Origin of the sequence: Devosia nitrariae (assembly GCF_030160115.1) — a bacterium.
GTDB lineage: Bacteria > Pseudomonadota > Alphaproteobacteria > Rhizobiales > Devosiaceae > Devosia > Devosia nitrariae.
This window is the reverse complement of record NZ_BSNS01000011.1, coordinates 1-18,691: the sequence shown is the minus strand read 5'-3', so window position 1 is coordinate 18,691 and position 18,691 is coordinate 1. Positions and strand designations below refer to the sequence as shown.

The window sequence follows — 18,691 nt, the reverse complement described above, 5'->3', positions numbered from 1 at the left end:
CCATAATCAGGGGTTTTCACACAGCCTCGGCCCCATAGCGGGCGTTAGCCGCGCACCCCTCATTCAAACGCTTCATCCCCTAGGCAAAATTAACGATTCTGCCGCAATTTAGGCCGGCTTGACCCAGTAAAGCTCGCAACATCAGCCCCGCCGTCCATTGCGCGCAGACGCCCGCAAACACCTCAGACACGACCAGCCAGCCGGACATCAGATGAGTTCCGTCGTCAAAATCTACGCCCTCTTCCTCGGCTCAGCTCTGCTGATGTTCGGCGGCGGCCTGCAGGGTCTGCTGCTTTCGGTGCGCGGCGCCGAAGAGGATTTCTCGCTTCTGGCGCTCGGCCTCATCGGTACGGGCTGGTCGGTGGGGTTCGTTGCCGGTTCGATCCTGGTGCCGAGGGTGGTTCGGAATGTCGGACACATCCGCGCCTTCTGCGTCATGGCGGCGATCGGGACGATCACCATTCTTCTCAACCTGTTGTGGATCAACGACGTCGGCTGGATCCTTCTGCGCGCGCTGTCGGGATTCTGCTTTGCGGGCGCGGCGATGATCGTCGAAAGCTGGCTGAACGAAGTGACCGATAACCGCAGCCGCGGCACGATCTTCTCGGTCTATGTGACGATCAACATGGCGTCTTCGACGCTCGGGCAGATCGCCATGTCGGTGACGGGCACGGCCGGCTACATCCCATTCGTGGTGGGTGCCATCAGCTTCATCTGCGCGGTGCTGCCGACGGCGCTGACGTCCAGCCCGCAGCCCAAGCCGTTGAGTTCGGCCAAGCTCGACATCGGGCTCCTCTACAGGACCTCGCCGGTCGCAGCGATCGCCGCTTTCGCCTGCGGCATGGCCAACGGGTCGTTCGGTACGCTGGCGCCTGTCTTTGGTTACGAACGGGGGCTCGATGCGGCGGGCATCGCTTTCCTCTTCGCCACTGCCGCCATACTCGGGGCGCTGGCACAGATTCCGGCCGGGCGACTCTCCGACCGCATAGATCGGCGGCTGGTGCTGATCGGGCTATCGGGCATCGCGACGACGATCGGCGCCCTGATGCTTGTCATCAACCCGGGCGGAGGGCCGATCATGTACGTGCTCTTTGCCGCCTACGGCTTTGCCGCCAACCCGATCTATGCGGTGGCCGTGGCCCATGCCAACGATTTCGCCAAGGACGGTGACTTTGCCAAGATCGCCGGCGGCATGCTGCTGATCCTTGGAACGGGGCTCGCCATCGGGCCGGCGGTCGCCTCTCTGCTGATGGGCGTGCTGGGGCCGGTGGCGCTGTTCGTGGTGACGGCGACATTCCATGGCCTGCTGGCGATTGCCGCATTCGCGCGCATGCGGGTGCGCACCGCCGTCGACGCGGCTGATCGCGCGCCCTTCCAGCCGATGGCGGGCGACCGCCAGGCGACGCCGGAAACGGTTGCACTCGATCCGCGGGCTGATAGTGATGAGACCGAGGCCAGCAAAGCCGAGGTGGAAGACAGGGATGTTCAAGTCAGCACTTAGCCCCGACCGCGCGTTCGTGCCGCTGAGGATTGCGGTGATCGCCGTTTCCGACACGCGCACCCTCGAGACCGACACCGGCGGAGCACTGTTGAAGTCGCTTTTGGAAAGCGACGGGCACATATGTGCGGACCGGGTGGTGGTGCGCGACGACATCCAGCAGATCCGCAAGGCCGTGCAGGGTTATGTGGCCGATCCTGACGTCGACGTGGTGCTGACCACCGGCGGCACCGGGTTCTCCGGCCGCGACGTGACGCCGGAGGCCGTCGAGCCGCTGTTCGACAAGCAGATGGACGGCTTTTCGGTGCTCTTCCACCAGTATTCGGCCACGACCGTCGGCACCTCTTCGCTGCAGAGCCGGGCGACGGCCGGGCTCATCGGCACGACCTTCGTCTTCTGCCTTCCCGGCTCGCGCGGCGCCTGCCGGGATGCCTGGGAGGGCATTCTCACGCACCAGCTCGACTACCGGCACATGCCGTGCAACTTCGTCGAGCTGATGCCGCGACTGGCGGAACGGTGAGGCCCCCGGTCAACCGGACTGCTCTGGAAGCCGAGCTGGCGCGGCTGCTGGGCGCCTCCGTTGTGCTTCAGCCCATGACCCAAGGTGAAGAATCGCGCGCCTTTGCCCTGACGGTTGCGGGCGAGGAGCTGATCCTGCGCCTGCATCCGACGGGTCACGGCTACGCCAAGGACGCGTTCGCCTCGCGCAACTTCGGCTCGAAAGAGCTGCCGGTCCCGCATGTTGTCGACTACGGCATATTGGATAGCGGCCTCTTCTACTGTCTCTCCGAGCGTGCGCCGGGCGTGACACTGCAGGATCTCGACGGCAGCGAACTCGAGCCGGTGCTGGAGCCGGTGGCGCGGGTGATGGACGCCATCGCCCGGACCGACGTCAGTGCTGTCAGCGGGTATGGCCCGTTCGACGCGGAAGGGCGCGGCGGCCATACCAGCTGGCACGACTATCTGCTCGCCATCGCAGACCCCGGCGCCGACGGCTGGAGCCGGGCCAGTGGCGACATTTCGGAGACGATTGCCCGGCTTTTCGACCTGCTTCACGCGCTTGCAGGACATTGCCCGGAAACGCGAGCGCTGGTGCATGGCGACTTCGGCTCCAACAATGTCCTTGTCGACGACGCGAGGATCTCCGGCGTCATCGACTGGTCGGAGGCGATGGTGGGCGATCCGCTCTACGACCTGGCCAACATCCTCTTCTGGCGCCCGTGGCTCGACTGCATGGAGCAGCAGGCGCGATTCTTCGACCAGAACCGGCCGGAACTTCTGAAAGATGTGCGCCGGCTTACGTGCTACCAGTTGCGTATCGGGCTCGGCGAAGCATCGGGCGCGCTGCGCCAAGGAAACCGGCGGATGCTGGACTGGGCGCTGGCGCGATGCGAGGCGATCGCCTCGGAGGCGGGAGAACGAGGATGACGGTCAGGCGCATCGTCGCCAACATCGCCGGAACGGACATGGCGGCGGCGCGGGCATTCTACGGCGACCTTTTCGGGCTCGAGGTGGGAATGGATCTCGGCTGGATCGTCACATTCGTGGCGGACACGCGCGCAATATCGCAAATGAGCGTTATGAGTGAAGGCGGCTCAGGCGCCCCGGTACCCGACATTTCCATCGAGGTCGACGACTTGCAATCGGTGCACGAGCGTGCCGTTTCCGGCGGTTATGAGATCGTCTATCCGCTCGCCGACGAGCCTTGGGGCGTTCGCCGCTTCTTCGTGCGGGATCCATTCGGCAAGACGATCAACGTCCTCTCGCACACCGGCGGCTGAACCGCCTCGCGACCAATGTTCTTGTTATGTTCTCCAGCAACTGCTAGATTCCCTGGACGTTGACCCGTTGCGATTCGCCGAAGGAAAGACCGGCAGGAGAACACGATGGCGCTCTATCAGGCACCGTCTTTCGAGACGCTCGAAAAGCTGAGCCGCAGCCGCGATGCGGACCTCGCGTGGCGGGAGCTCGTCGACCCGCAGCGCATCCGCGGGCGGGGTGCGCAGTCCAATACCACCGGGCGGTTCGAGAAGCATGCGCGTGAAGGGTTCGACGATGGCTGGGACATGCCCGAGGCGCTGCCCATGTTCGAGACTGTCGAACACATCGAGCGGGCACGCACCATCATCACCCGCAACGACAGCCCGGACGTCGGGTTCGACCGCTCGATCAACGCCTATCGCGGCTGCGAGCACGGGTGCTCCTACTGCTTCGCCCGGCCTACCCACACCTATCTCGGCCATTCGGCGGGCGTCGAGTTCGAACGCGACATCTATGTCAAGACCAATGCGGTCGAGGCGCTGCGGGCGGAGTTGGCGGCCAAGAGTTATCGCTGCCGACCGATCGCCATGGGGACCAACACGGACCCCTACCAGCCCGCCGAGCGCCAGCACAAGCTGACCCGGCAGATCCTCGAAGTGCTGCTGGAAACACGACACCCGGCGCTGATCACCACCAAATCGGCTCTGATCGTGCGTGACCTCGATATCCTGACCGAGATGGCGCGACTGGGGCTGGTGGCAGTGACGATGTCCGTGACGTCGATGGATCACAAGCTCAGCCGCAAGATGGAGCCGCGCGCCTCGAGCCCGGCGCGGCGGCTGGAGGCGATCCGGCTGCTGGCAGAGGCGGGCGTGCCGGTCTCGGTCAATGCCGCGCCAATGATCCCGGCGATCAACGACATGGAGCTCGAGCGCATCCTCGATGCGGCGGCGGCACAAGGGGCGATGGGCGCCGGCATGATTTTGGTGCGGCTGCCGAACGAGGTACGAGATATCTTCCGAGAGTGGCTTTTGCGGCACTTCCCCGACCGGGTGCGGCATGTGCTCGCGCTCATCCGCGACACGCGTGGAGGGCGCGACAACGACCCCAACTTCCATTCGCGCATGCGCGGCGAAGGCCCCTATGCGACACTGTTGCGGCAGCGCTTCGAGATCGCGCGCGAGCGCTATGGGCTGAGTACCAAGATGCGGGCACTGCGTACGGACCTTTTCACCCCGCCCACGGTCGAGAGCAATCAGTTGAGCCTCTTTTGATCATGACGGCCGGCCCTGCTAGCGCTTTCACGTTCCGATTGGATCGGAACGTGAGCTCTAGATGTTTGAAAGTCGCGCTTTCGAACCGCAAAAGTGGTGTCCACTTTTGCTGAAACGCTCTATGCAACCGCGGCATGAAGTGCCGCGGAGGCTGAAATGGATGTGCGGGAAATCAATGGGCAACGCGTTATCGAATATCCCACCGACGGCGCGTTGCTGGCGAGCATCTCCGACGTGACCGACCTTGTCGGCGAGGCCTTTGCGACCGACGCCACGGTCGTTGTCGTGCCCGCATCGCAGCTGCCGGCCGAGTTCTTCCACCTGCGCACCGGATTTGCCGGCGAAGTCATGCAGAAATTCCAGAACTACGGCAGACGGCTGATGGTTGTCGGCGATATTTCCGCGCATGTGGCGCAGAGCACGGCGCTGCGCGATTTTGTCGGAGAGACCAACCGCGTTGGCAACCACTTCTTTGCGCCGGACCGTGACGCCGTTGAGGCAGCGATCTAGCTGCTCATCCCGCTCAGGGTGTGTTGAGATTCAGGTCAGGCCGAGGCGAAAATGGCCATTTGCAGACCGGCATCACCTGAATATCGGCACACCCTAGTTGTAGTCCTCGACCCGACGCGCATAGGCGTTCATGAAGTCGAGCGAAGCCAGTACCCCCTGCATCGAGAGCCGGATTTCGGTGGTGGCGTCGGGCGCGCCGCCGGCAACGGGGATAGTGAGGGTGGCCGATGCCTTGGCCTTCATCGCCTCGACAAGGGCGTCGCGTTTTTGGGGGTCGGAGACGAAGTACTGGTTGACCGTCGTGTAGCGCGTTTCGAGATCGACACCGTAGGAGAAGAACATGGGTTCATCGCTGCCGAAGCGGATGCGCAGGGGACGCGAGCGGTCGAAGCTGGCGCCGTCGTTCGCCTGGTCGGAAAAGGCGACGTCGAGTTCGCCGTCAAGCCGGTTGAGGATCAGAGTCAGCTTGTACAGGGACTGGCCGCCATCATTGAGCGCGCCGGTAGCGGCCGAAGCAAAGCAGGATACGTAGTAGTAGTCCGCGTCAGCCTCGTCCTCCTTGATCTCGTCCGGACAGACGGCCAGCCAATCACGATTGTATTCGCGCCATTCGCCGAAGGGATGGTGGAAGGGCTCGCCCACCGCGGGCGACGCGAACAGCGCGGTGACGGCGGCTGCCAGTATGCAAATAAGCGGTGCGCTGCGGTTCATGAAATCATCGCGTGCTGACAATCGGGGCAAAGCCTATATGAGGACTTGCCGCACGGGGAGCCTGATTGCATGCTTTGTGCATGCTGATCGAATCGCTCGAGGCCACCGGCCCCGATTATTCCCATGAACTGGCCGCCAAGGCGCGTGGCGCGCGAATCGTCGCCGGAGTGGACGAGGCGGGTCGCGGACCGTTGGCCGGCCCCGTCGTGGTCTCGGCGGTGGTGCTCGACGCGACGCGCATCCCGGAGGGGCTCGACGATTCCAAGAAGCTGACCGAGGCGCGGCGCGAGGAGCTGTTCGAACAGATCGTCGCGACCGCCCATGTCTCGATTGCGGTGGCGCCACCGACGATCATCGCCGCGCGTAATATCCTGGGAGCAACGCTCTGGGCGATGCGCAGGGCCGTGACCGGCCTCTCAATCATTCCGGACCGGGTGCTGGTCGACGGGCGCGACGTGCCGATGGGCCTGCCCTGCGAGGGACTGGCGCTGATCGGTGGCGACGGGCGCAGCGTCTCGATCGCGGCCGCATCGATCGTCGCCAAGGTTACGCGCGATCGCATGTGCCGGATCATGGACTGCGATGCGCCGCTCTTCGGCTTTGCCAGCCACAAGGGCTATTCGAGTGTCGCGCACATGTCGGCGCTTGCCCTTCATGGTCCTTGCCGACACCATCGCGAGGACTTCGCCCCGGTGGCGCAAGCCTATCGCAAGCGGGCGGAAGAGACGAGCGCGCAGCTCGCTTAACCTTTCGATAACCTATTGGTTTAATTGCGCTTTAACCTTAACACGCTACCAATGACGCTCTGTTTTGCGTTGAGGTAGAGTGTATGTTGCATACCGCGCGTACGGCCTTTTCGGCCGATGCGGATGGGGCGAAAGTCCTGCCGATCGATACCATTCTCGTCGGCGATAGCGTCTCACATATGGATGCGCTGCCGGCCGGCTCCGTCGACCTCATCTTTGCCGATCCGCCCTACAATCTACAGCTCGAACAGGGGCTGACACGCCCCGACCAGAGCCATGTCGACGCGGTCGACGATGAGTGGGACAAGTTCGAGAGCTTTGCTCATTATGACGTCTTCACCCGCGCTTGGCTCAAGGCAGCGCGGCGGGTGCTGAAGCCCGATGGAGCGATCTGGGTGATCGGTTCCTACCACAACATCTTCCGCGTCGGAGCGGCGTTGCAGGACCTCGACTACTGGCTGCTCAACGATATCGTTTGGCGCAAGGCCAATCCGATGCCGAACTTCCGCGGCACGCGCTTCACCAACGCGCACGAGACGCTGATCTGGGCGGCGCGTGGACAAAAGAGCCGCGTGACCTTCAACTATGAGGCCATGAAGCTGGCCAATGACGAGACGCAGATGCGCTCCGACTGGCTGTTTCCCATCTGCACGGGCGCCGAACGGCTGAAGGACGTGAACGATGAGAAGGTGCATCCGACGCAAAAGCCGGAGGCGTTGCTTTTTCGCATCCTCAACGCGACGACCAATCCCGGGGACGTGGTGCTCGACCCGTTCTTCGGCACCGGGACGACCGGGGCGGTGGCCAAGAAGCTCGGGCGGCACTTCATCGGCATCGAGCGTGAGGAGGCTTACGTTGCCGCAGCCTTGAAGCGCATCGCCGCGATCAAGCCGGGCGACCGGCAGGCGGTGGCGGTAACGACGCCAAAGCGCAAGGAGACAAAGGTGCCGTTCGGCTCGCTGGTCGAACAAGGGTTGCTCGCTCCGGGGGCGCAACTTTTCGATGCGGGGCAGCGTTTCTTTGCCATGGTGCGGGCGGACGGCTCGCTGGTAAGCGGCCCCTATCAGGGCTCGATCCACAAAGTCGGCGCCCTGGTGCAGGGGGCGGAAGCCTGCAATGGCTGGACGTTCTGGCACCATGAGGCCAACGGGCGCGTCGCCCCTATCGACGAGCTGCGTAGCAGCATACGCGCCCGCTTGGATCTGCTCTCCGCCTGATTTCGACCTCCAAATCAGTCAGGCTCACTGCCGCCGGCGCAAACCGGCGGCTTTTTCTTTGGAGACCTAAAGACCAACCGACGCCAGCACCTTGCGAAAGAGCGTCGGCAGCGCCTCCCGACCGGTGTCGCGCGGTTCGGCCCACCAGCCGTCGGCAAGGGCAGCGGTGTCGCTGACAATGGCCGACCAGACTTCCAGTTCCAACCGGAAATGGGTGAAGACGTGCACAACCTGACCGTGGTGACGCCAGTCACCGGCGGCGGGATAGCTTGGCTCGACAAGAGCGGCTGTCCAGTCGGAAGTCGGCACCTCGGTCATTTTGGCCAACAGGCCCTTGTCCGGCCGAGTGCGAAGATAAATGTCGCCTCCCCCATCGCGCATGACATAGGCGTGGCCGTAGCGGATCGGACGGTCAGCCTTGGAGGGTTTGATCGGATACCCGGTGGGGTTGCCAGTACGGACGCCAGCACAGCCCGGCTCCAGCGGACAAAGCATGCAAAGGGCCGAGCGCGGAGCACAGACGGTAGCGCCGAGATCCATCAGCGCTTGCGCGAAATCTCCGGCGCGCACGGGCACCGAGCACCGCAGGTTGGAACGAAGTTCTTCCTTGGCCTCGCGCACCGGCACGGGCAGCGCATGATAGCGCGCGAGCACGCGCTCGACATTGCCGTCGAGTACGGCGACCGGCTCGTCATGGCAGATGGCGGCGATGGCGGCGGCCGTGTAGGGGCCGATGCCGGGAAGGGTGCGCAGCCCCTCGGCCCTGTCGGGGAAGACGCCGCCATACCTGTCTACCACCGCGACGGCGCAGGCATGAAGGTTGCGGGCGCGCGCATAGTACCCAAGACCCGCCCACTCGACGAGCACGGCCTCGAGCGGAGCGGCGGCGAGGTCGGCAACCGTCGGCCAGAGCTCAATGAAACGGGCGAAATATCTGGCCACCGCCGCCACGGTCGTCTGCTGCAGCATGACTTCGGAGAGCCAGACGCTGTAGGGATCGGGCCGGGCGCCCTGGGCCCGCTGCTGCGGAGAGGTGCGCCAGGGGAGCGTGCGGGCATGCCGGTCATACCAAGCGAGGACGGCGGCAGAATCGAGGGGGTGTGGCGCGGAGAGGTGTAACATGGGCCAAAACAAGCGCGATAGGAGCTGCGATTGCAAGCGCGATACTTCACCCGCGCCCGAGCCGGTGCCAGCGCCCTTCCCGCTCTGATTGCATCAGAGCGGGAGCTCCAGGTGAGTTGTCGCGTTTTCGAACCGCAAAAGTGGTTTCCACTTTTGCTGAAAACGCTCTATTGCTCCTCAAATGTCCAAGCCTGCCGCAGAACCCAAGCGCCGCAACCGCGCCGTCGGCGTTGCCGAGGCGCTGGGGGGTACGCTCGATCCGATCCTCAAGAAGCGCGGTTTTGCCAGCCGCGATATCCTCGATCGCTGGACATCGATTGCCCCCGCGCCCTTCGACACGGCGACCTTTCCCGACCGGCTCGCCTGGCCGCGAGGCGAAAGAAAGGCGGAAGGGGCAACGCTTTACCTGCGCTGTGCGCCGGGGCACGCGCTCGCGGCAGCGCACGAGGGCCCGCGGATCGCCGCGGCGGTCAACCGCTATTTCGGCTATCTGCTGGTCAACGAGGTGCGGCTTTCGGCCGAACCGTTCAGCCCGCGTTCAGGCGCTCCGGAAGATAAGGAGCACAAGCCGAGCGAGGCGACAGAGGCGCAAGTCGACGGCGCGCTCGCTCAAATAAAAGACGACGATCTGCGCGGCGCGCTTCGGGCTCTCGGCCATGCGGTGCTGAGCAGATCGGATAAAAAAGCAGGATAGACTATTCACCGCTGTTTGATCGGCACGCCCACTTGCGGCCAACTTGGCCACGTGTAGTGTCGCCGCGATAAAAATGGAGTTCAGCCCAGTGAAGATCACCCGTCGTGAAACCCTCATCCTCGGCAGCGCAGCCACGGCCCTTGGCCTTGCCGGTATCGCTCCGGCCGCGGCCGCCGAAGGCGACATGGTCGACACGACCAAGCTGATGGCGCCGGCCGGGGGCATCGAGGACCACGTTCTCGGCGACGAGGCCGCAACCGTGACGGTGATCGAATACGCTTCGCCCACCTGCCCGCACTGCGCCAACTTCCACAACAACATCTATCCCGCGTTCAAGACCGAATACATCGATAGCGGCAAGGTCAGGTTCATCCTGCGCCCGTTCGTGCGCAACGTTCTGGACGCGGCGGTATTCATGCTGGCCGATGCGGCCGGCCCCGACGGCTACCACAACGTCATCGAGACCTATTTCCGCACGATGGAAACCTGGGCCACATCGGAAACGCCGCGCGACGCCATTCTGAAAATCGCCATGGAGCTCGGCTTTACCCAGGAAAGCTTCGAGGCCGCCTTGACGAATCAGGAACTGTTCACCGCCATGGAAGCGATGCGCGAACAGGCGCTGAACGAATTCGGGCTGACGGGGACGCCGACCTTCTATGTCAACGGCAAGACCCTGACCGGGGACAAGACGCTTGAACAACTGGCGGCGGAAATCGATCCACTGCTTACCTGACTTCCCCGATAGCGGAAGCGGTCGCGAGACCGTGCCCGGCGATCACCCCCTCCCAGCCTCCCCCATCATGGGGGAGGTGTTGCTTTTGTGGGTGTCGCAGAATGGCGGCCAAGGCACCGGACTCCACCTCCCCCCTTTTGGGGGAGGCCGGGAGGGGTGTGAACCCAAAGCCGCGGGAGGCATGCAATGAGGTTCACGCGCCTCAAGCTCCACGGCTTTAAATCCTTTTGCGATGAAACCCTGCTCCACATGGAGCCGGGGCTGACCGGCATCGTCGGGCCGAACGGGTGCGGCAAATCCAACCTCGTCGAAGCCATGCGCTGGGTGATGGGCGAAAGCTCATACAAAGCCATGCGCGCCTCGGGCATGGACGAGGTCATCTTCTCAGGCGCCTCGAACCGCCCGGCACGCAACACCGCCGAAGTCACCCTCGTTCTCGACAACACCGACCGCACAGCGCCGGCGGCGCTCAACCATTCCGACATCCTCGAGGTCACCCGCCGCATCGAGCGTGAGGCCGGTTCGGTCTATCGCGTCAACGGCCGGGAGGTGCGTGCACGTGATGTGCAGCTGCTGTTTGCCGACGCCTCGACCGGTGCGCATTCGCCGGCGCTCGTGCGGCAGGGGCAGATCGGCGAATTGATCGCGGCCAAGCCGACGCAGCGCCGGGCGTTGCTCGAGGAAGCGGCGGGCATCTCGGGCCTGCATTCGCGCCGGCACGAAGCGGAACTGCGGCTGCGGGCGGCCGAGCAGAATCTCGAGCGTGTCGACGACGTCATCGGCCAGATCGAGCAACAGCTCGAAACCCTCAAGCGCCAGGCGCGACTGGCGGTGCGCTATCGCTCGCTTTCGGGAGACATAAGACGCGCTGAAGCAACGCTCTACCACATCCGCTGGGTTGCCGCGCGGGTGGCCGAGAAGGAGACGGAGGCCGAGCAGTCTAAGCTCATCCGGCTGCTCGCCGACGCCACCCACGCCGAGCGCGAGGCGCAGAAACAGGCCGACGCGGCGGACGCAGCTCTCCAGCCCCTGCGCGACAGGGAAGCAGCGACGGGCGCGGCGCTGCAGCGGCTGACGATTCTTTCCGAGCAGCTCGAGGACGAGGCGCGACGCACCGACCAGCGGCGGGCTGAATACGAAAACCGGCTGAAGCAACTGGCCGCCGACGGGCAACGCGAGCGCGGGCTGGTTGCCGAAAGCGACACGACGCTTGCCGCCTATGCCGACGAGCAGGCACGTCTGACCGCCGAAGGTGAGGCGGCTCAAGCCGAGTTCGACACGGCCCGACAGGCGGCCGAGGCGGCGCGTGCGGCAGTGACGCAAGCTGAAACCGCGGCACGCGAAGCGGCCGAGCAGCACGCGCAGGCGCGGGCGCGGCGGGCGCAGGCCGAACGCAGTGCTGAGGACGCGGCGGCGCGGGTTAAGCGGCTCAATGCGCAGATCGCCGAAGTGGCCGAGGAAGCCGAAAGCATATCCCAGCGGCTGGGGGCCGATGCGACACTCGCCGAGAAGCGGGCGGCCCTCGAGGCGGTCCAGGCGGCCGTGACGGCGGCGGAGGGCGATGCGGTCGCGGCCGAGGAGACGACGGGCGAGGCTCAGCGCAAGCTCGAGGCGGCGCGTCCCAAGCTCCAGGAGATCGAGGCTGCGCTGACGCGGCTCGAGGCGGAAGCGGCAACGCTCGCCAAGATGCTCAATGTCGGCACGAGCCTGTGGCCGGCGATCGCGGACGAGCTGAAGGTCTCGCCCGGCTACGAGACGGCGCTCGGTGCCGCACTTGGTGATGATCTCGAAGCCTCTTCGGACGGCGGGGCGCCCATGCACTGGTCCGCCAGCCTCGATGGCTATGACGATCCGCCGCTGCCGCAGGGCGCCGAACCGCTGTCACGGCACGTTTCGGGCAGCGAGCTGTTGAATCGCCGGCTCGACCAGATCGGGCTCGTGGGCAAGACGGTGGGACCGGAACTGATGCGGGCGTTGAAGCCCGGGCAGCGGCTGGTGTCGCTCGAGGGCGACCTCTGGCGCTGGGACGGGTTCGTGGCGGCAGCCGACGCGCCGAGCGCGGCCGCGCAGCGGCTGGCGCAGCGCAACCGCCTCGCCGAGCTCGACGAGGAGATCACCCGTATCCGCGGCGAGCGCAATGCCTGGAAGCGTGATGTCGACGCCTTGAGCGCGGCGCTCGAGGACGCGCGGGCGGACGAACGTGGCAAGCGCGAGGCCTGGCGCACGGCCCAGCATGCCATCGGCGCGGCGCAGGCCGAGGTCGACAAGGCGCAGCGCGCCATCGGCGATCTGGCGACACGCAAGAGCGCACTCGAGGAAGCGCAGGCCCGGCTTGCGACCAGCCTTGCCGAAGCGGAAGCCGCGAGGGCCGATGCCGAAGAGGCGCTCGCCGAGGTCGGCGAGGAGGGCGACACGGGCGCGAAGGCAGAGGCCGCACAGGTGGCGCTGACCGGTGCGCGCGACCGGGCCGACCAGGCGCGGGTAAAGCTCTCGACTTTCGAGACGGCGGCACGCATGCGCTCGAGCCGGCTGGAACAGCTCGAAAAGGATGCCGCAGCCTGGCAGCGCCGGCGCGAGGGGGCGGCCCAGCAGATCGAAACGCTGGCGTTGCGCGAGGGTGAGATCCGCACGCAGCTTTCAGCGCTCGACGCGAGCCCGGAGAGCTTTGCGGCGCGGCGGGCCGAACTCGAGCATGGTATCGAGGACGCGAAGATTGCCCACAAGGCGGCGACCGATTCGCTTGCCGTGGCCCAGACCGGCTTTCGCGAGGCGAGCAACGCACTCAAATCCGCCAGCGAGGCGCTGGCCTCGGCGCGGATCGAGCTCGGCCGGATCGAGGAGCGCCTGAAGGGTGTCATCGCCCAGCGCCAGCAGATTGAAAAACAGGTCTCCGAACAGCTCGGTATTCCGGCCAACCGCACCCTCGAGGCCGCGGGTATCAAGCCCGAGGACGCGTTGCCCGACGAGCACGCGACTGAACATAAGCTCGAGCGGCTGAAGGCCGAGCGCGAGCGGCTGGGCGGAGTGAATCTTTCGGCCGAGAAGGAGGCCGAGGAAACGCGTGAAAAGCTCGAAACGATGGTCAAGGACCGCGACGACCTGATCGAGGCGATCGCCAAGCTGCGCCAGGGCATTCAGTCGCTAAATCGCGAGGGACGCGCGCGGCTCTCGGAGGCGTTCGAAAAGGTCAACGCGCATTTCCAGGAACTGTTCACGACGCTGTTTGGCGGCGGCACGGCGGAACTGACTTTCGTTGAGAGCGACGACCCGCTGGAAGCAGGCCTCGAGATCATCGCCAAGCCCCCGGGCAAGAAGCCTCAGACGATGACGCTGCTGTCGGGCGGCGAGCAGGCGCTGACGGCCTTGAGCCTCATCTTTGCGGTGTTCCTGACCAACCCGGCGCCGATCTGCGTTCTCGACGAGGTCGACGCGCCACTCGACGATGCCAATGTCGAGCGGTTCTGCAATCTCCTCGATTCCATGCGCGAGCGCACCGACACGCGCTTCCTCGTCGTCACGCACAACCCGATCACCATGAGCCGGGTCGACAGACTCTTCGGGGTGACGCAGGCCGAGCGCGGAGTGAGCCAGCTCGTTTCGGTAGACCTCAAGACGGCAGAATCCTTCCGCGAAGCCTCCTAGCTGCCACAACAGAGTGTGGACAGCATGCCGCACCCCCAGTTCGCGACGAAAACAATAATATATTCAATGCGTTGCTGTTCTTCTCGTCGTCTTGACACCCCCAACGCGCGCCCTTATGTTGCGCGCGACTTGAAAGGGCACCCCGGGACACCCAGGGGTCCTACCGGACAGGGGGAGCAGGCGGTATGAACGAGCCGCGCGACACCGGCCGTCCGGAGGGCAGCGCCCGCGGCGTGACGCGAGACCTGGCTTCGCGGATCGCTGCTGCAAGGAGGGACCACGAGGCGGGCGCCAACAGAGCTTCCGACAGAGGGTCCCCGGAGATGAGCGGTCTGGCGCGCGGCATGCGCATCGGCACTGAGTTCGTCGCCGCGATCCTGGTCGGTGCGGGCCTCGGCTATCTCATCGATCTTGGAGCGGGCACCAGCCCGTGGGGCTTGCTCATCCTGTTCGGGTTGGGTTTTGCCGCTGGAATACTGAACGTCATCCGTGCGGTGGCGGAAATGAATGCCGCATCGCCTCCCCCGCCCGGCGCCGATCTCGGCCCGGACGCGGAAGACGAAGAGCGGGAAGAGCGTTGATGGCGACGACAAGGGGCGCGCAACTTGGCCGGTACTGATCCGATCCACCAGTTTGTCATCGAGGACATCTTTCCCATCGCCACTATCGGTGGCGAAGATGGTCTCCACCTCGCCTTCACCAATTCGGCGCTGTTCATGGTGGCGACGGTTGCGGTGATCTCGCTCTACCTCATCCTTTCCTCGAGCGGCAAACGCCTGATACCCAATCGGGTGCAGCTCCTCTCCGAGCTCCTCTATGAGTTCGTGGCCAACATGGTGCGAAGTTCCGCGGGCACCGAGGGCATGAAATTCTTTCCCCTGGTCTTCTCGCTCTTCACCTTCATCCTCGTTGCCAACATGCTCGGCATGGTGCCGTATTTCTTCACGGTCACCAGCCACATCATCGTCACGTTCGCCCTCTCCATGCTGGTGTTCCTGACGGTCATCGTCTACGGCTTCGTCAAGAACGGCCCGAAGTTCCTCAAGCTGTTCGTGCCGGCAGGCGTGCCGGGCTATATCTTGCCGATCGTGACGCCGATCGAGGTCATCTCTTTCCTCTCGCGCCCGATCAGCCTTTCGGTACGTCTCTTCGGCAATATCCTTGCCGGCCACATCACCCTCAAGGTCTTCACCGGCTTCATGGTGACGATGATCCCGCTCGGCTTCTTTGGTGCCGCCGGTTCGCTGCTGCCGCTGCTCATGGGCATCGCCCTTACCGGCCTCGAGTTCCTGGTCGCCGCGGTTCAGGCCTACGTCTTTGCGGTCCTGACCTGCATGTACCTCAACGATGCGATCCACCCCTCGCATTAGCCTTTTTCAACCCACCGGATCAGGGCGGGTGTCCCGCCTGACAACCCGCCCAAAAGAAACCTCTGAAAGGACTACATAAAATGGAAGCTGAAGCCGCAAAGTTCATCGGTGCTGGTATTGCCTGTTTCGGCATGGCCGGCGCCGCCATCGGCGTTGCCAACATCTTCGGCAATTTCCTCTCGGGTGCGCTGCGCAACCCGTCCGCCGCTCCCAGCCAGTTCGGTAACCTGATCTTCGGCTTCGCCGTGACGGAAGCGCTCGGCATCTTCTCGTTCCTGGTTGCCCTGATCCTGCTGTTCGTCGCCTGATTTCTTTTAGGCGCACTGCACCCTCTCGGCGGCCGGGACGTGTTCCGGCTGCCGTTCATTTGACGCCGCGAAACCCTCCGGCGCGAAAACGATCTGGCGAGTGACAAAAATGGCAGGCCTCATCGTCGCCCAAGCACAGGAAGCTCCCGCCGAAAACACCGGCGAGACCATGCAATCCGAGACCACCATGGAGGTCGTCGGTGACGAGCTGCATGCGGCCGAGGAAGAGCTGCACGAAGCCACCGAACTTCATGGCGACGAACACGCCACTGGCGTCTTTCCGCCGTTCGATCCGGCAACGTTCGGCTCGCAGCTTCTGTGGCTGGCCATCACCTTCGCTGCGCTTTACCTGCTGATGAGCCGCGTCGCCCTGCCCCAGATCGGCGGGATCCTGGCGGACCGCAGGGGACGCATCGACGCCGACCTCAAGGCTGCCGAGGAAAGCCGTCAGAAGACGGACGCGGCCATCGCCGCCTACGAGGAGGCGCTGGCGAGCGCCAGGGCGAAGGCGCAGGGTATCGCCAGCGAATCGCGCGACGCGATCGCGGCCGACCTTGCGGCCAAGCGCACGAGGGTAGAGGCGGATTTGGCGGCCAAGGTCAATGCCGCCGAGGCCGGCATCACACAGACCAAGACGGCTGCCCTCGCCCATGTAGACGAGATCGCGGCCGAAACGGCGCAGGCGGTCGTCAGTCAGCTGGTTGGCGACGTCTCGGCCGAAGCGGCACGGTCCGCCGTCGCCAAGGTCAAGGAGTAAGCTCATGCCGGCCTGGATGGACAATACGTTCTGGGCGTTCGTCGCCCTCCTCATCTTCATCGGCATCGCGGTCTATTTCGGCGTGCCGCGGATCATCGGGCAGATGCTCGACAAGCGCATCAAGCAGATCAGTGACGAGCTCGACGAGGCCAAGCGCCTGCGCGAGGAGGCCGCCTCATTGCTGGTCGAGTACGAGCAGAAGCGCGTGTCGGCCGAGAAGGAAGCCGAGGAGATCGTGACTGCCGCCAAGCGGGATGCCGAGCGCATGACCGCCGACGCGCAGACGGCTCTCGAGGACCTGATCGCAAGGCGCACCAAGGCGGTCGAGGACAAGATCGCCCAGGCCGAGGCACAGGCCGTAGCCGAGGTGCGTTCACGCTCGGCGGATCTGGCCATCGAAGCCGCGCGCGTGATCCTTGCCGAGGAAGTCGCCAAGAACGGCGACAAGCTGGTCGAGAGTGCGATCAAGGACGTCGGCAGCCGCCTGAACTGAGGTTGGCTGCGCGAAGGACTCAGGGAACGGGCCGCAAGGCCCGTTTTTTCGTGTCAGGGTCTCCCGTTTGACAGTGGCGACGCCAGCAGATAGCGGCGCTGCAGGACGTTTTCGCCGCGTGACCTCGAGAAGCGCTCGACGCTATCGAGCGGCTGAAAGCCAAGCTTGATAAGTACCCGGCCCGAGGCAGGGTTATCGTCTGCATGGCCGGACTTCAGTCGCAACAATCCAACCTGCTCAAAGGCCAAGCGCGTCACGGCCGCGGCCGCTTCGAAGGCGTAGCCCTGCCCCCAGACGGCCCGCTCGAACCAGCAACCGAGTTCCCCCTCCCCTTCAGCAATGCAATCGACGTCGACAATGCCGATAATTCGGCCGTCGAGCTCAACAGCAAAGCGATAGGCTTCGCCGGCCATCCACTCTCGCCGGTGACCGGCGAACCATCGATCCATGCGCTGCCGGTCGGGAGGAAAGGGCGCCGCACGCAGCATGCGCGCTACCTGCCAGTCCGACTGAATCTCGAAGGCCCGATCGCAGTCGGCAGCGACTGTCGGGCGCAGGACCAGGCGATTGGTAGTCAATCGAGTGAAAGGAACGGACGGCACTCTGAACCTCCGTGTGTGCGAGCGCAGGACCGGCCCGCGACCGCTATCAGTTAATTCCACTCCACCCAGCGGCCATGGAAGTCGGCACGGCCGAGGAAGCGACTCTCGCCGCCGGGCCAGAGGGTAAGGCGAACGGCGCCGCCAGGGCGTTCGTTGTCGCCTTCATAGGCGAGGTGGGCGAAGGGGCGTTCGGCCGTGGCTGCCATGGCAGCGCCGGCGATTGCCGCTGCGGCGCGGCCCTGTACGGGCTTGGGCAGATACTGCCAGACAATGGTGTGGAACAGGACCCTGGTGATACCGGTCGCCTGCGGCCGGGCAAGCCGGGTTTCCAGCCAATCGGCAGCATCGGCCTTCTTGACCGTCAGCCCCGTGCGCGCGGCATGGCCGAAGGCCGCTGTAAGGCGCTCCATGCGGGCGAACTGATCGGCCCACACATAGGAGAGCAGGCGCTCGACGGTCCTTTCCGAACGCGGGTCGAGGGGGTTCTGGTCGCAACCTGCGCGCGAGCGCACGGTCAATGGGACATCGAGCGCCGGGATCTCGCCCCTCCAATCACAGGCGATGGTCAGTGGAGCGTCGGTCCTCCCCCAGTGCCTGCTGTTGCCCAGATCATAGGAATAGCTGTCGAACATGAGGTTGAGGCCGGCACTGGAGCCGATTTCGAGGATCTCGAGCGGCATGTCCATCTCGCGGGCAACGATCAACATGCCGCCGAGGATGATGGCCGATCGGGCCACCTCATTGGTCTGCGGAGGACTGTCGAGATAATCGCAGAGGAACTGGTCGTGCCGGGTGATGGCACCTTTGATGGCCGTGCGCAGGGCCTCGCGGTCGAAGCGATGCGGCGGGTATTGGGCGGTCAAAACCGGCTCGGTGCCGGAGCGGGCCAGCGCATGGAGCGCGCCGCAAACCCGCAGGGGCATGGCGTCGGCCCGGGCGGTATCGGGCCAATTGACGATGCGGCGGCCGAAGGCGCTGCCATCATCGACGGTATGGGCCAGAAGCCGACAGAGGGCGGCGGTGAAGGGTGAGCCAAGCTCGTCGCACGCCTCGGCCTGCTGCAGGAAGTTCTTCAGCGACGGGTGGTCTGGCATCGGCAGCCTCGCAGGGCGCGATGCGACTCGATGGACTCAAATCGCACGCTCTAGGTCGTAGTGACAATTTAGTCTTCTAGGGATTCCCGCGAGGGGGCAAATCAGATTCAACGCTGGCTTTTGGAGGCTGGCGATGGATGGCGAGGTTCTGCGCGA

20 protein-coding genes are annotated in these 18,691 nt (G+C 64.8%); 16 read left to right on the top strand and 4 right to left on the bottom strand.

All coding sequences use genetic code 11. From position 1 onward, the window contains the following. The first annotated feature begins 211 nt into the window (after positions 1-211). The 6 genes from QQK18_RS10675 (at position 212) to QQK18_RS10650 (ending at position 5,043) form a co-directional block, all read left to right on the top strand. Entirely contained in the window at positions 212-1,501 is a 1,290-nt protein-coding gene (locus tag QQK18_RS10675) for an MFS transporter (RefSeq protein WP_284340325.1), read from the top strand. Then, entirely contained in the window at positions 1,482-2,018 is a 537-nt protein-coding gene (gene moaB / locus QQK18_RS10670; RefSeq protein WP_284340324.1) for a molybdenum cofactor biosynthesis protein B, read from the top strand. The genes QQK18_RS10675 and moaB overlap by 20 nt, the downstream gene beginning before the upstream one ends. Before the next feature lie 74 nt (positions 2,019-2,092). Further along, on the top strand, positions 2,093-2,926 hold the full coding sequence (locus tag QQK18_RS10665) for a phosphotransferase family protein (protein WP_284340323.1): 834 nt from the start codon (positions 2,093-2,095) through the stop codon (positions 2,924-2,926). Continuing rightward, positions 2,923-3,279 (top strand): glyoxalase superfamily protein, encoded by a 357-nt coding sequence (locus QQK18_RS10660; protein ID WP_284340322.1) that lies wholly within the window; start codon positions 2,923-2,925, stop codon positions 3,277-3,279. Before QQK18_RS10665 ends, QQK18_RS10660 begins: the two co-directional genes overlap by 4 nt. A 105-nt stretch (positions 3,280-3,384) precedes the next feature. Further along, positions 3,385-4,533 (top strand): PA0069 family radical SAM protein, encoded by a 1,149-nt coding sequence (locus tag QQK18_RS10655; RefSeq protein ID WP_284340321.1) that lies wholly within the window; start codon positions 3,385-3,387, stop codon positions 4,531-4,533. 156 nt (positions 4,534-4,689) lie between these two features. Next, positions 4,690-5,043 (top strand): DUF4180 domain-containing protein, encoded by a 354-nt coding sequence (locus QQK18_RS10650; protein WP_284340320.1) that lies wholly within the window; start codon positions 4,690-4,692, stop codon positions 5,041-5,043. Positions 5,044-5,136: 93 nt separating this feature from the next. Here the strand turns inward: QQK18_RS10650 and QQK18_RS10645 are convergent, their stop codons facing one another. After that, a complete protein-coding gene (locus QQK18_RS10645; protein ID WP_284340319.1) occupies positions 5,137-5,754 on the bottom strand; it encodes a hypothetical protein in 618 nt (205 codons plus the stop codon). A gap of 80 nt (positions 5,755-5,834) precedes the next feature. On the opposite strand from QQK18_RS10645, the gene rnhB reads away from it, so the two are divergent. Together rnhB and QQK18_RS10635 are read left to right on the top strand one after the other, a co-directional pair. Next, positions 5,835-6,500, top strand: a complete 666-nt coding sequence (gene rnhB, locus QQK18_RS10640) for a ribonuclease HII (RefSeq protein WP_284340318.1) — start codon at positions 5,835-5,837, stop codon at positions 6,498-6,500. 83 nt (positions 6,501-6,583) lie between these two features. Next, positions 6,584-7,717 carry a site-specific DNA-methyltransferase gene (locus tag QQK18_RS10635; protein WP_284340317.1) on the top strand — a complete coding sequence of 378 codons (1,134 nt, stop codon included), beginning with the start codon at positions 6,584-6,586 and terminating at the stop codon, positions 7,715-7,717. 66 nt (positions 7,718-7,783) lie between these two features. On the opposite strand, the gene QQK18_RS10630 is transcribed toward QQK18_RS10635, so the two are convergent. Next, positions 7,784-8,839 carry an A/G-specific adenine glycosylase gene (locus QQK18_RS10630; protein WP_284340316.1) on the bottom strand — a complete coding sequence of 352 codons (1,056 nt, stop codon included), beginning with the start codon at positions 8,837-8,839 and terminating at the stop codon, positions 7,784-7,786. A gap of 181 nt (positions 8,840-9,020) precedes the next feature. On the opposite strand from QQK18_RS10630, the gene QQK18_RS10625 reads away from it, so the two are divergent. The 8 genes from QQK18_RS10625 to QQK18_RS10590 all read left to right on the top strand — a co-directional run bounded on the left by QQK18_RS10625 (position 9,021) and on the right by QQK18_RS10590 (position 16,839). Then, complete coding sequence (locus tag QQK18_RS10625; RefSeq protein WP_284340315.1) at positions 9,021-9,533, top strand: DUF721 domain-containing protein; 513 nt, start codon at positions 9,021-9,023, stop codon at positions 9,531-9,533. A gap of 88 nt (positions 9,534-9,621) precedes the next feature. Next, positions 9,622-10,269 carry a DsbA family protein gene (locus tag QQK18_RS10620; RefSeq protein WP_284340314.1) on the top strand — a complete coding sequence of 216 codons (648 nt, stop codon included), beginning with the start codon at positions 9,622-9,624 and terminating at the stop codon, positions 10,267-10,269. Positions 10,270-10,455: 186 nt separating this feature from the next. Next, positions 10,456-13,911 (top strand): AAA family ATPase, encoded by a 3,456-nt coding sequence (locus QQK18_RS10615; protein WP_284340313.1) that lies wholly within the window; start codon positions 10,456-10,458, stop codon positions 13,909-13,911. 185 nt (positions 13,912-14,096) lie between these two features. Further along, a complete protein-coding gene (locus QQK18_RS10610) occupies positions 14,097-14,492 on the top strand; it encodes an AtpZ/AtpI family protein (protein WP_284340312.1) in 396 nt (131 codons plus the stop codon). 24 nt (positions 14,493-14,516) lie between these two features. Continuing rightward, a complete protein-coding gene (locus QQK18_RS10605) occupies positions 14,517-15,281 on the top strand; it encodes a F0F1 ATP synthase subunit A (protein WP_284340311.1) in 765 nt (254 codons plus the stop codon). 80 nt (positions 15,282-15,361) lie between these two features. Then, positions 15,362-15,589 carry a F0F1 ATP synthase subunit C gene (locus tag QQK18_RS10600; protein ID WP_046108093.1) on the top strand — a complete coding sequence of 76 codons (228 nt, stop codon included), beginning with the start codon at positions 15,362-15,364 and terminating at the stop codon, positions 15,587-15,589. Positions 15,590-15,698: 109 nt separating this feature from the next. Next, entirely contained in the window at positions 15,699-16,346 is a 648-nt protein-coding gene (locus QQK18_RS10595) for a F0F1 ATP synthase subunit B family protein (protein WP_284340310.1), read from the top strand. 4 nt (positions 16,347-16,350) lie between these two features. Beyond that, entirely contained in the window at positions 16,351-16,839 is a 489-nt protein-coding gene (locus tag QQK18_RS10590) for a F0F1 ATP synthase subunit B family protein (protein WP_284340309.1), read from the top strand. A 53-nt stretch (positions 16,840-16,892) separates the two neighbouring features. Here the strand turns inward: QQK18_RS10590 and QQK18_RS10585 are convergent, their stop codons facing one another. Together QQK18_RS10585 and QQK18_RS10580 are read right to left on the bottom strand one after the other, a co-directional pair. Next, positions 16,893-17,441 (bottom strand): GNAT family N-acetyltransferase, encoded by a 549-nt coding sequence (locus QQK18_RS10585; RefSeq protein WP_284340308.1) that lies wholly within the window; start codon positions 17,439-17,441, stop codon positions 16,893-16,895. Positions 17,442-17,491: 50 nt separating this feature from the next. Continuing rightward, a complete protein-coding gene (locus QQK18_RS10580; protein ID WP_284340307.1) occupies positions 17,492-18,535 on the bottom strand; it encodes a DUF2332 domain-containing protein in 1,044 nt (347 codons plus the stop codon). Positions 18,536-18,691 lie beyond the last annotated feature (156 nt).

Coding starts and splice junctions, on each gene's coding strand:
- QQK18_RS10675 (WP_284340325.1), top strand. CDS start 212: ATGAGTTCCGTCGTCAAAATCTACGCCCTCTTCCTCGGCTCAGCTCTG.
- moaB (WP_284340324.1), top strand. CDS start 1,482: ATGTTCAAGTCAGCACTTAGCCCCGACCGCGCGTTCGTGCCGCTGAGG.
- QQK18_RS10665 (WP_284340323.1), top strand. CDS start 2,093: ATGACCCAAGGTGAAGAATCGCGCGCCTTTGCCCTGACGGTTGCGGGC.
- QQK18_RS10660 (WP_284340322.1), top strand. CDS start 2,923: ATGACGGTCAGGCGCATCGTCGCCAACATCGCCGGAACGGACATGGCG.
- QQK18_RS10655 (WP_284340321.1), top strand. CDS start 3,385: ATGGCGCTCTATCAGGCACCGTCTTTCGAGACGCTCGAAAAGCTGAGC.
- QQK18_RS10650 (WP_284340320.1), top strand. CDS start 4,690: ATGGATGTGCGGGAAATCAATGGGCAACGCGTTATCGAATATCCCACC.
- QQK18_RS10645 (WP_284340319.1), bottom strand. CDS start 5,754: ATGAACCGCAGCGCACCGCTTATTTGCATACTGGCAGCCGCCGTCACC.
- rnhB (WP_284340318.1), top strand. CDS start 5,835: ATGCTGATCGAATCGCTCGAGGCCACCGGCCCCGATTATTCCCATGAA.
- QQK18_RS10635 (WP_284340317.1), top strand. CDS start 6,584: ATGTTGCATACCGCGCGTACGGCCTTTTCGGCCGATGCGGATGGGGCG.
- QQK18_RS10630 (WP_284340316.1), bottom strand. CDS start 8,839: ATGTTACACCTCTCCGCGCCACACCCCCTCGATTCTGCCGCCGTCCTC.
- QQK18_RS10625 (WP_284340315.1), top strand. CDS start 9,021: ATGTCCAAGCCTGCCGCAGAACCCAAGCGCCGCAACCGCGCCGTCGGC.
- QQK18_RS10615 (WP_284340313.1), top strand. CDS start 10,456: ATGAGGTTCACGCGCCTCAAGCTCCACGGCTTTAAATCCTTTTGCGAT.
- QQK18_RS10610 (WP_284340312.1), top strand. CDS start 14,097: ATGAACGAGCCGCGCGACACCGGCCGTCCGGAGGGCAGCGCCCGCGGC.
- QQK18_RS10600 (WP_046108093.1), top strand. CDS start 15,362: ATGGAAGCTGAAGCCGCAAAGTTCATCGGTGCTGGTATTGCCTGTTTC.
- QQK18_RS10595 (WP_284340310.1), top strand. CDS start 15,699: ATGGCAGGCCTCATCGTCGCCCAAGCACAGGAAGCTCCCGCCGAAAAC.
- QQK18_RS10590 (WP_284340309.1), top strand. CDS start 16,351: ATGCCGGCCTGGATGGACAATACGTTCTGGGCGTTCGTCGCCCTCCTC.
- QQK18_RS10580 (WP_284340307.1), bottom strand. CDS start 18,535: ATGCCAGACCACCCGTCGCTGAAGAACTTCCTGCAGCAGGCCGAGGCG.